The 9,973-nt window shown below is 45.0% G+C and carries 10 protein-coding genes and 1 tRNA gene; 4 read left to right on the forward strand and 7 right to left on the reverse strand.

Features of this window, described 5'->3' with window-relative positions; all coding sequences use genetic code 11:
• The coding region (gene ytpR / locus Q0277_RS00295) for a YtpR family tRNA-binding protein (protein WP_366517308.1) at positions 1 to 561 on the reverse strand (561 nt) is incomplete at its 3' end.
• Positions 558 to 1,553: a phenylalanine--tRNA ligase subunit alpha gene (gene pheS, locus Q0277_RS00300; protein ID WP_297994323.1), complete on the reverse strand. Its 996-nt coding sequence runs from the start codon at positions 1,551 to 1,553 to the stop codon at positions 558 to 560. The genes ytpR and pheS, both read right to left, overlap by 4 nt.
• Positions 1,554 to 1,681: 128 nt before the next feature.
• Between pheS and Q0277_RS00305 the strand changes: the two genes are divergently transcribed.
• Positions 1,682 to 2,038: a histidine triad nucleotide-binding protein gene (locus tag Q0277_RS00305; protein ID WP_297994326.1), complete on the forward strand. Its 357-nt coding sequence runs from the start codon at positions 1,682 to 1,684 to the stop codon at positions 2,036 to 2,038.
• 544 nt (positions 2,039 to 2,582) lie between these two features.
• Here the strand turns inward: Q0277_RS00305 and Q0277_RS00310 are convergent.
• Complete coding sequence (locus tag Q0277_RS00310; RefSeq protein WP_297994329.1) at positions 2,583 to 3,026, reverse strand: DNA starvation/stationary phase protection protein; 444 nt, start codon at positions 3,024 to 3,026, stop codon at positions 2,583 to 2,585.
• 165 nt (positions 3,027 to 3,191) lie between these two features.
• Between Q0277_RS00310 and Q0277_RS00315 the strand changes: the two genes are divergently transcribed.
• The 3 genes from Q0277_RS00315 (at position 3,192) to Q0277_RS00325 (ending at position 5,201) form a co-directional block, all read left to right on the forward strand.
• Positions 3,192 to 4,112 (forward strand): M23 family metallopeptidase, encoded by a 921-nt coding sequence (locus Q0277_RS00315; protein WP_306528386.1) that lies wholly within the window; start codon positions 3,192 to 3,194, stop codon positions 4,110 to 4,112.
• Positions 4,064 to 4,480, forward strand: coding sequence for a polymer-forming cytoskeletal protein (locus Q0277_RS00320; RefSeq protein WP_297883182.1), 417 nt, complete (start codon positions 4,064 to 4,066; stop codon positions 4,478 to 4,480). Before Q0277_RS00315 ends, Q0277_RS00320 begins: the two co-directional genes overlap by 49 nt.
• A 630-nt stretch (positions 4,481 to 5,110) precedes the next feature.
• A tRNA-Ser gene (locus Q0277_RS00325) sits at positions 5,111 to 5,201 on the forward strand.
• Between the two features lie 50 nt (positions 5,202 to 5,251).
• On the opposite strand, the gene Q0277_RS00330 is transcribed toward Q0277_RS00325, so the two are convergent.
• The 4 genes from Q0277_RS00330 to Q0277_RS00345 form a co-directional block, all read right to left on the reverse strand.
• Positions 5,252 to 5,881: a hypothetical protein gene (locus Q0277_RS00330; RefSeq protein ID WP_297994332.1), complete on the reverse strand. Its 630-nt coding sequence runs from the start codon at positions 5,879 to 5,881 to the stop codon at positions 5,252 to 5,254.
• A 272-nt stretch (positions 5,882 to 6,153) separates the two neighbouring features.
• Positions 6,154 to 6,648, reverse strand: a complete 495-nt coding sequence (locus Q0277_RS00335) for a hypothetical protein (RefSeq protein ID WP_297994335.1) — start codon at positions 6,646 to 6,648, stop codon at positions 6,154 to 6,156.
• A gap of 119 nt (positions 6,649 to 6,767) precedes the next feature.
• Positions 6,768 to 7,985, reverse strand: a complete 1,218-nt coding sequence (locus Q0277_RS00340) for a 2-hydroxyacyl-CoA dehydratase (protein WP_297994339.1) — start codon at positions 7,983 to 7,985, stop codon at positions 6,768 to 6,770.
• Positions 7,985 to 9,973: acyl-CoA dehydratase activase-related protein (locus Q0277_RS00345; protein WP_297994342.1), on the reverse strand; the 1,989-nt coding region annotated here is incomplete at its 5' end. The genes Q0277_RS00340 and Q0277_RS00345, both read right to left, overlap by 1 nt.

Raw genomic sequence — 9,973 nt, forward strand, 5'->3', positions numbered from 1 at the left:
CAGATCAAGCGCTGCGCCTAGATCGCGCGCTATGCCTAAGATGCTAAGGCAGTCGCCGCGATTAGCGGTAAGCTCGATCTCGATAAGATCGTCGTTAAAAATTTCATACTCGCGCAGCTCCTTGCCCAGCACGAGCTCGCCGATACTGCTATCAAGCACCATAATGCCGTCATTCGTCTTAGCAAGTCCAAGCTCGGTTGCCGAGCAGATCATACCAAAGCTCTCCACTCCGCGAAGTTTGGCAGGCTTTATCTCAAGGCCGCTAGGCAGTACGGCGCCGATCAGGCTAACCGCGACATATTGCCCAGCCTCGACATTTTTCGCGCCACAGACGATCTGCAGGCTCTGCTTACCGACATCAACCTCGCAAACGTTTAGATGATCAGAATTTTCGTGACGACGCTTGCTTTTTACGAGTCCTACTACGACGCCTTTAGGAAGTGAAATTTTATCGTGAGCGTCAACCTCAAGACCGATGGAATTTAGCGTAGAAAGCAGCTTTTCGCTTGAAATTTCGCTTATGTCGATCCACTCTTGCAACCAATTTCTCGTTATTATCATTTAAACTGCTCCAATAATCTAATATCGCCTTCAAATAGCGAGCGCAGATCGGGGATACCGCGCAGCAGCATCGCAAATCTCTCCACGCCGAGCCCGAATGCGTATCCGCTGACGTTTTTCCAGCCCACCGCTTTAAAGACGTTAGGATCGACCACGCCGCTGCCTAACACCTCGAGCCAGCCCGTCTGCTTACAGACGCGGCATCCATGTCCGTGGCAGAAAATACAGCTGATATCAACCTCCGTACTTGGCTCCGTAAACGGAAAGAAGCTCGGACGGAAGCGCACCTGCACGCTACCGAACATATAGCGCAAAAATTCCTCCAAAACGTATTTTAAATTCGCAAAGCTCACCCGATCGCCCTGCTCGACTACGAGACCCTCCACTTGATGAAACATCGGCGTGTGGGTTAGATCCATATCGCGGCGAAATACCGCGCCCGGGGCGATCATACGCACCGGCGGAGCTTTAAATTTCTCCATTGTGCGGATCTGAACGCCGCTAGTGTGCGTGCGTAGCAGCCGCCCGTCGTCAAGATAAAACGTATCTTGCATATCGCGTGCGGGGTGGTATTTGGGTAAATTTAGCGCCTCGAAATTATGAAAGTCGTCCTCGATAAGCGGGCCGCTTTCGACGCTGAAATTTTGCGCGATGAAGTAGTCAATGATCTTATCCATCGTCTCCATCACGGGGTGCAGCGCGCCGCAGCTTACGTTTTCGTTAAAAAGCGTGACGTCGATTGCTTCATTTTTCATCGCCTTTTTTTGCTCCGCCGCTTCCAAGCTCGCCCTTTTTGCAGCGATGAGCTCGCTGAAATAATCGCGCTTTTCATTCGCGCTTACGGCAAGCTCTTTTTTCTGCTCGGGCGCTGCGGATTTGAGCTCGGAAAAAAGCGCCGTTATGATGCCTTTTTTGCCGAAAAGCTCCAAGCGCACGGCTTCCAGCTCGCTTAAGCTCGATGCGGCGTCTATTTTTGCTTTAATCTCTTGCAAATTCTATCCTTGTGGTTAAATTAATGGCGCGATTGTAGTTAAAATTTGATAAAAGCTAGGTAAATTTGCGTGTTTGGATTTTTTGGCTATAATCGCAGCTAAATTTCAACCTCATAAAAGGATCTAAAATGAACGTCTTCGAAAAGATCGTAAACGGCGAAATCCCGTGCAACAAAGTGTTAGAGAACGATGAATTTTTGGCTTTCCACGACATCAACCCAAAAGCGCCGATCCACATCCTGGCGATCCCTAAAAAATGCTACGAAAACTTCCAAGTAACGCCTCCCGAAGTGATGAGCAAAATGAGCGCTTTTATCCAAGAAGTAACTCGCAAAATGGGGCTTGATAAGAGCGGATACCGTCTTGTTTGCAACTGCGGTGAAAACGGGGGGCAGGAGGTGATGCATCTGCACTTTCATATCCTGGGCGGAATGAAGCTGCCGTGGGACCATGTCAGTGACTGCAATACTGAAGAGAATTTTTAAGGCTCGAACCAAATTCTATTAAAATCAAAATTCCGTGAAATTGCAAAATTTTGCGGAATTTGCAAAATTCTTTGAAATTTTTAAAATTACGCCTCATTTATAAATACCGAAGTTTTAAAAATAATCAAAATAGTAAAACTACAAGCTAAAATTTATCATTAGATGCTAAAGAGCAATATAAATTTATCACAAGCGAGCTCTTAGCAAATGCCATTCTTTAGCTACAAAGCTTTAGCTCTTAGAATTTCAAATTTGAAATCGGCAAGAAATTTTAACGACGCGGCAAAATTTTAAATGAAACCGAGCTTTATAAAAAGAGTTATGATTTTACATGGCGAATGAGTTAGATTTCAACGATATGAAATTTAAAACCTACATGAATTTTGCTTTGAATGAGCGATTTAGCTTCAGTTTTCAAGCATAATTTAAAATTTTAGCGTGAAATTATAATCTTAGAATTTTAAAATTTCTTGAAATTTCAATATTAACTTTAATGGATTTTAGGGGCATGTGCCCCTAAAAATTTTGAAAGGATTTGCAAGGATTATTTACTTAGCATTGAGCTTAGCATCCATAGGCGTTTTTCATAATCGCCGTAGTGATCCTGCGCAATATTTGAAGTCGTATCGTCGCCTTCTTCTTCGGCAATCTCTTGAAGCTTTTTAAACTCTTCTACCAAATACTCGTAGGCTTTTTTGACGTTCTCAAGTACTTCGGTTACGCCGTAGCTGTCCTTTACGCTAATCGGAGCGTCTTTTGAAAGCTCAATTAGATCCTTAGCCTTAGTTACGGCCTTGCCACCTATTTGAAGCGCGCGCTCAGCCATATCGTCGAAGAGCTCACCCATTTCGTCGTATGCTTTCTCAGTGTAAGCGTGAACCTGCGCGAATTGTAAGCCCTTAACATTCCAGTGATAATCGTGGAATGCAACAAAGAACGCATGAGCGTCCGCCTGAAGTTTGTTTAGTTGTTTTACCGTTTTTGACATTGTGTCTCCTTTATTTAAAATTGCTGTAATTATAGCAAGATTTGCTTAAATTATAATTATACTAAGTAATAAATTTTATCTTTTAGTGAAATTTTGAAATTAAATGGCTTTTAAATTTATCTACAATTTTTTTGAAATTTCAGCTATGCTGCATTATAATGCCGCATTATGAAAAACAAATTTATGATAACCATAACCGACCTTAACGGCTCTAGGAATTTTTTGCTTTCGCAAATCATCAAAAAGATCGCGTTATATTTGGTACTATTTGTTTTTACCGTTTTCGTCACGGGTGCGCTATATATCAGGTATCTGGGCTCTAAAATCGACAGCCTTTCGCGAACTAAAACCGAGCTTAACGAGCTAAATCAAAAACTTCGCGACGGTATCGCGGCAAGTCAGATGGAATTTGAAGCCATCGAGGGTAAAATTTCGGATTTGGAGCATCAGTTTGGGCTTGATCCTGAGGAGGATGAGCGCGCGATCGACCGCCTATCTCACATCAAGCCTACTTCCGAACAAGAGATCAAAGAGCGTGCGCAAAAGATCATCAACGAAAAATTCTCCGACGCACTGATCAAAGAAATTTTTATGCAGATCCCAAACGGCAGGGTAATGCGCACTCATCAGCTCAGCGAGAAATTCGGCTGGCGCAACCATCCTATCTTAAAGCGCAAACAGTTTCACCCGGGCGTTGATCTACGTACGCCGCCTAAAACGCCCATCTACGCGCCTGCAGACGGCATCATCCAATACAGCGGCGCGGGCGCTACGGGCTATGGCAATCTAGTCGAGATCCGACATAACTACGGCTTTACGACACGATATGCGCATTTGGATTCAAATTTAACTCGCAAAGTAGGCGAGTTTGTAAACAAAGGCGATCTCATCGCTTTTAGCGGTAACACCGGGCTTAGTACCGGACCTCATCTGCACTACGAGATTAGATTTTTGCAGCTGCCGTTAGATCCGCTAAATTTCATCAACTGGAACGAAAAAAATTACAAAGAAATTTTTACTAAGGAGGAAGATGTCCCATGGCAATCTTTAATAAAGGCGATGCAAACACCGCTCAAACAACAATAATCTCGTCAGGCACGCTCATCAAAGGAGAGCTGCACCTGTCATGCATTTTGCATATCGATGGCAATGTCGAAGGCGACGTGATATCCGATAACACCGTCGTCATCGGTAAAAACGGTACCGCGCGCGGCTCGATCAGGGCCAAGCATATCGTAATCAGCGGCAAATTTTTCGGCAATATCGAAGCCGAGCTCGTCGAGCTGCTAGGCGGCGGTGTGCTCGTAGGCGACGTGCTATCACAAAGCTTCGGCATCGAAGTCGGCGCAAAATTTAATGGAAAAAGCGCGGTAAGCGGTAGCGATCAAGCCCTAGTCATCGACGGCAGCGCAAGCGAAGACGTCAAGCTCATCGATAAAGCGCTAGGTGAATAAATCGCGCACATTTGGAATTCTTGGAATTTAAAACGCTTTAGCTAACGGGGTTTTAGAATCTGATTGATATTGAAATTTTAAAATTTCTAGCCTTTGGAATTCTTAGAATTTTTAAGGCTTTTATATTTGCGTAATCTTAGAGTGTCTTCAATCTTAAAATTTAGAATTTTAAAAAATTCCAAATTTTAAGATCCTCGCAACCAAAATTATTGAAATTTTTATATTTTAAAATTTTCAAAATTTTAAAGCTTAACTATGCTTAAAATCTCATAGTTACGTAAATCGTAAAACTCTAAATTCCAAAATTTTGCGCTTACACGGGGTTTTGAAATTTTGTTTGTAAGCCGGACTTTAAAATTGCACCCGACTGAATTTAAAATTTTAAAATTTCGCCGCAAAATAACGCATGGACGCAAAATTTTTGCTCGCACATGCTTCAAAAGCTCGCGTAAGTTTTAAAGTTTCGCAGAAGCTATGTAAGCAAGTATAAATTATCTCCGCCGAATGTTTTGACTCATTATAGCTCTTTGTATCGTCAGCTCAAAATATCCGAGTGGTGATAAATTCTGCGAGCTGAGCTAATTTAAGCCCATTATTAGATTAGTTATGTATAATGCGATTTCTTTTTGTGGACAGATGGGTGAGTGGCCGAAACCACACCCCTGCTAAGGGTGCAGCTTCTAACCGGGGCTCGAGGGTTCAAATCCCTCTCTGTCCGCCACTACTTTAGAATCTAAATCAATAAAATTTCACTTCCGTGATTCAGTCGCTTTAGCCACCGAGGATACTGCCTAAAAGCAGCACCGGCATCATTAGCGGCATCACGATGAGCCCTTGTATATCGGTATCCATTTTCGCATCGCGCTCGCTTTTGATCCCGCTATCGACCGCTATACGCGCAGGGTACTCGATCGGCACGCTTAGGCGGTGCGATCTGCGCAGCTCGTCGTGATCTTTTAGGCGCTTAAAATATTTGCCTTCGATCAGATAAGAGTAGCGAAACGTAGAGCTATACGCTGGCTCAAGCTGCTGGGGATCATCCATCAGCTTAGCCTGCACGGATAGCGGCAGATCGTATTTTACGAGCTCGATTTCGTGCTGGATATACGCGGCATCGCTGCCCTCGTTGTATCTGTCGATCGTGAGCATGCTTACGTTGCGCCTTATCGCGTCTTTATTCAGCGACGCCAGACTCGCAACCTTGGCGCGCACGGCGCTGAGATTCGCATCAAATACATAATCGTAAATCTCACCGCTCATACGCAACTGACCGCCGGACGCCGCGCTCATCGCGACGATATGCTCGCGCCCTTGCATGTAGCCCGGCAAATTCTTACTCGCACATCCGCTAAAAACTCCACAGCATAGTGCCAAAACCGCGCCGCAAATCCAAAATTTCATAAACTTCCTTCGTAAAATTTAAAGACGGACTGTATTAAATTTTGCCTTAATGAGAGTGGAATTTTACGGCGCAGCGGAATAGAATTCTGCGGTGGAATTCTATGGCGGCGACGCGTAGAATTTCACGCGGATTTACATTAGATTTCGATGAAATTTTACTTGTTTCTAGCCTTTATCCTATTTGCTATGCCCCAAAAGCAATATTTTTATACAAATAATGTAATTTTTATTAGCTCAATTCGCCTTAATTTAACCATATTAGTAATTTAAATCTATAAATCATTCTCTTGCAAATATTGTTTTAACATTTTAATAGCACGCTGCTGCATCGAAACATATTTATTTATAAAATATGCAGAAAGCAAGCTTGAAATAACGACGATAACAATCATTGTATACCCCAATCCTGAACGAGTTTCCTCAATGCAAAGCAAAGCTATAAAAAATGGAATAAATGCTGCAATATTACAAACAGTTCTTATGGCAGACCAAAATAATCTTGATAAACCTCCCATTTCATTCGTAGTTAAATTTTTATAATTGATTACTTTATTCCCATTTACACATACCACCATTTCATCGCCTTGTGATAAAGTATCGTTTTGAATTTTCAGAATAAATTGCCTACCATCTATCCTAAAAGTCGAGCTATACATATTAGAAGTAGATACACCACCCTTACCATTCCTTACGCTACCACTAACATTCGTTTCTAAATTTGTTCTTAGATTATCTATTATTCCTCTATAAATTTTTAAATCAAACATAGTTGCTCCTTAAATTTTTAAATAATATTTTATTGCATTTCAACTTAATTTTTAAATAAAATTTTGTATCTGATCGCAGCATATAGGCAAAACCACCTATCATCATGGATTGTGGCGGGCTACTTTCGATTTGCGTTAGCAAGCATCAGTTTTATGCGGTTTTCTTGATTTACTGCGCTTGCGCCCGGATCGTAGTCGATAGCGGCGATGTTTGCTTGCGGGTAGTTCTGTTTGATCTTTCGGATCATTCCGCGCGCGATGATGTGGTTCGGCAGGCAGCCGAAAGGCTGCGCGCACACGACGTTTTGTATGCCGTGACGCATGAACTCGACCATCTCCGCCGTCAGCAGCCAGCCCTCGCCCATCTTCACGCCGTGACCGATGTAGCCGTCAGCGGCGGCACGAACCTCGCTAAATGGGCTCGGCGCGCGAAATCCAAATCGTTTTATCTGCTTAATCATCATGCGCTGGAAAAATTCCACTACTTTAGCGACCGCAAGCGAGCCGTAATACGCCGCGCCGCCCTTTCCATAGAGCTGCTTGTCGTAAACCGCATCGTAGATGCAGGTAAGCACGAAGTCCATCAGCCCCGTATTTACGGGCTCCGCGTTTTCGCGAATGAGATAGGCGTTTAGGCCGTTGTTGCCGATAGGCGAGTATTTTAGATAAATTTCGCCCACGATGCCCACGCGGATCTTCTGCTCGCCGCTGCGCTGCAGAGCGGCAAAGTTTTCCAAAATATAGCGAAAATTCTTTTTTAAGCGTAAAAACGCCCACTCGTTTGTCATCGAAGCGATCTGTGCGGCGACCCGTTCGTAAATTTCATTCGTAGCGCCGGGGGTCGTTTCATAGGGCTTGCACTGATTATACAGCCCCATCATCAAATCGCCGTAAAATATCGCGGCGAAAAGCTTTAGAAGCGATTTTTTGCCGAGGCTAAATTCATTCTCATCTAGCGAGCCGAAATTTAACGAGATCGCAGGGACGTAGCTAAAGCCGCTGTCCTCAAGCGCTTTGCGAAGCAAATTTATGTAGTTGCTCGCTCTGCAGCCGCCGCCCGTTTGGCTGATGAGAAGAGCTACTTTGTGTGTATCAAACTCTCCGCTTTTTAGCGCGTCGATAAACTGCCCGATGACGAGCAGCGCGGGGTAGCACATGTCGTTATGCACGCTGCGAAGCCCCTCCTCGACGATATTTTGACGATTTTCGCCGAGCAAGACGCTCTTATAGCCCTCGTCGCGCAGCACGCCTTGCATAAAGCGAAAATGCGGATCGATCATTGTGGGGATCAATATCGTGTGGGTCGTTTTCATATCCTTCGTAAATTTAGCAAACATTAGCGCGCATCCTTTCTTGCTTCTTGTTGCGCGCCTTGCCTTTCGCGCTCTATCATAGTCGCTTTTAGGCTACGCAGGCGGATCTTGACCGCACCTAGGTTCGTAACCTCGTCGATTTTAAGTTGAGTGTAAATTTTACCGTTTTGACGCAGTATGTCGCGCACCTCGTCGCCCGTGATCGCATCGATCCCGCAGCCGAAGCTGACTAACTGCACCAGCTGCATGCGCGGGTATTTACAGATGAACCGCGCTGCGCTATAAAGCCTGGCGTGGTAGGTCCATTGATTAAGGCTTTTCGTCTGCACCCTGCTAAGCGGCAGCGCGTCCTCGCTAAGCACTATAAAGCCCAAGGAATTTAGATAGCGATCGATGCCGTGGTTGATCGTCTTATCGATATGATACGGGCGACCCGCTAGCACGATGGCAGGCATGCCGCTTGCATTGATATCCTTTAGGGTCTCCTCGCCTTTTATTAAAATGGTATTTTTATAGTTTTGCAGCTCCTTAAGGCCTTGCAAGACGGCGTTTTTAACGGCATCGGAATGAAATTTATACCCGGCGTCCGCGAGCTCAGCCTGCATCGTTTTGCAAAACGAATCTTGCATGTTAAGATCCACGTGCGGGTAGAGGAATTTTTTCTTCTCCAGCGCGCCTACATTCGCGCGTATCAGTTCTGGATAGTATGCGACTACGGGACAGTTGTAGCAGTTCTCGCTGATATTTTCATCCAGGCTGTAACTCATACACGGATAAAATATAAAATCGACGCTCTTATTTAGCAGATCGTAGATGTGGCCGTGCACGCTTTTAGCCGGATAGCAGACGGTATCGCTCGGGATGCTCTGGCTTGCCAAAAACAACGTCTCTTTTCGCGGCTTTTGCGACAGCACGACGCTCATGCCTAAATTTTCAAAAAACGCGCTCCAAAACGGGATCATCTCAAACATATTCAAAACAAACGGAATTCCGACCCGCGGCGCGTCTTGCTTCGGCGGCTTACGATATTTTCGCAAAAGCTCGTTTTTAAACTCAAACAAATTCGTGATATCGTGGCGGATCTCCTTGCCCGCGCCGCGCTCGCATTTATTGCCCGAGACAAATTTAGTATCGCCGAAGTAGCTGATCGTAAGCGGGCATTTGTTCGTACAGAGCTTGCAGACGCTAAATTCGCTGCGATGAGTGAAATTTTCAAGCTCTGCACGACTGATCATATCGGTACGCCCGTTTGCGTTATTTTTGGCAAAAAGCGCGGCGCCGTAAGCCCCCATAAGTTCGCTAATATCAAGGCGAATCACATTTTTACCGAGCTCTTTTTCAAAAGCGCGCAGCACAGCGTTGTTTAAAAAGGTACCGCCCTGTACGACGATGTTTTGACCTAAATCGTCGGCGTTTCGCACGCGAATAACCTTGTAAATCGCGTTTTTTATGACGCTAATAGCAAGTCCAGCGCTGATGTCCTCGATCGTAGCGCCGTCCTTTTGAGCCTGCTTAACCGAAGAGTTCATAAAGACCGTGCAGCGGCTGCCAAGCTTGGCGGGATGGGTCGCAAAAAGGGCTAAGCTTGCAAAATCTTTAATGTCGTAACCTAAAGAATTTGAAAAGGTCTGCAAAAACGAGCCGCAGCCCGAGCTGCACGCCTCGTTTAGCACGATAGAATCAATATTGCCGTCTTTAATGGAGAAGCACTTGATGTCCTGACCGCCAATGTCTATGATGAAATCGACCTTCGGATTGAAGTGGCGCGCGGCGCTGTAATGCGCGATCGTCTCGACAATACCGTAATCGAAGCGAAAGGCGGTTTTAATGAGATCCTCGCCATATCCGGTAACACCGCTGCCCTTGATCTTGATGCGACCCTCGCAAAGATCGTATAGCTCCTTAAGTCGCGGCAGTAGGATGTCGACTGGATCGCCTTTATTGGATGAGTAAAATTTATACAACAGCTCGTAGTTTTCGCCCATCAGCACGACTTTGATCGTAGTGCTACC

Origin of the sequence: uncultured Campylobacter sp., from assembly GCF_938030815.1 — a bacterium.
GTDB lineage: Bacteria > Campylobacterota > Campylobacteria > Campylobacterales > Campylobacteraceae > Campylobacter_B.

What these genes read in the sequence shown, in the direction of transcription:
- Q0277_RS00305 (WP_297994326.1), top strand. Translation starts at nt 1,682, where the DNA reads ATGAACGTCTTCGAAAAGATCGTAAACGGCGAAATCCCGTGCAACAAA.
- Q0277_RS00310 (WP_297994329.1), bottom strand. Translation starts at nt 3,026, where the DNA reads ATGTCAAAAACGGTAAAACAACTAAACAAACTTCAGGCGGACGCTCAT.
- Q0277_RS00320 (WP_297883182.1), top strand. Translation starts at nt 4,064, where the DNA reads ATGGCAATCTTTAATAAAGGCGATGCAAACACCGCTCAAACAACAATA.
- Q0277_RS00330 (WP_297994332.1), bottom strand. Translation starts at nt 5,881, where the DNA reads ATGAAATTTTGGATTTGCGGCGCGGTTTTGGCACTATGCTGTGGAGTT.
- Q0277_RS00335 (WP_297994335.1), bottom strand. Translation starts at nt 6,648, where the DNA reads ATGTTTGATTTAAAAATTTATAGAGGAATAATAGATAATCTAAGAACA.
- Q0277_RS00340 (WP_297994339.1), bottom strand. Translation starts at nt 7,985, where the DNA reads ATGTTTGCTAAATTTACGAAGGATATGAAAACGACCCACACGATATTG.